This is a genomic window from Bacillus sp. AFS001701, from assembly GCF_002559405.1.
Taxonomy (GTDB): domain Bacteria; phylum Bacillota; class Bacilli; order Bacillales; family Bacillaceae_G; genus Gottfriedia.
In genome coordinates this window covers 1-468 of the sequence record NZ_NTZO01000478.1, presented here as the reverse complement: position 1 = coordinate 468, position 468 = coordinate 1, and the positions used below count along the sequence as shown (strand labels likewise).

The 468-nt window shown below is 32.9% G+C and carries 1 protein-coding gene; it reads right to left on the bottom strand.

The genetic code is table 11. The annotated features are described in order from the left end of the window. Positions 1-191: 191 nt before the first annotated feature. The gene (locus CN514_RS21385) at positions 192-377 is read right to left on the bottom strand and encodes a YhzD family protein (protein WP_097973763.1); all 186 of its coding nucleotides are present in this window, start codon (positions 375-377) and stop codon (positions 192-194) included. Positions 378-468: the final 91 nt, after the last annotated feature.

Genomic DNA, 468 nt, shown 5'->3' with positions numbered 1-468 from the left:
AGTTGAACCTGCTTCATAAAATGTAAATAGGATGCCCTTAAAGGTAATCCTATGGCTGTTGAGAAATTCACGACGGTTTTCATTAAAAGGTAGTCCACACCAAGCAGAAGTTGAAAAGTGTTGAAACTTTGATTGGTACTTAATTTAGATCAAAACAAAAAAGCTGCGATAAATTTTCGCAGCTTTTTTTATTATGGATGAAATAAAAGTAGTTTACCAGTTTGACTAATGCAGCGGTGTGTTTTATCAAGTGCACCGAGTGTATTAAGTTTTTCTGTACCAATTTTTTTTGCTTCTAAGTCAGAATTAGCTTCAAATTGTTCATCGACAATTGATTCGCCACTTTTTTCAAAAGCAGTAATTCGATATGTTGCCATGGCCTTGACCTCCCTAAAGTAGTTGCGATATTACTATTTTGGCATAGATTGAAAAGCTGTGTAAAGTAATAATTTGAATTATAAAAAAAAT

Coding starts and splice junctions, on each gene's coding strand:
- CN514_RS21385 (WP_097973763.1), bottom strand. CDS start 377: ATGGCAACATATCGAATTACTGCTTTTGAAAAAAGTGGCGAATCAATT.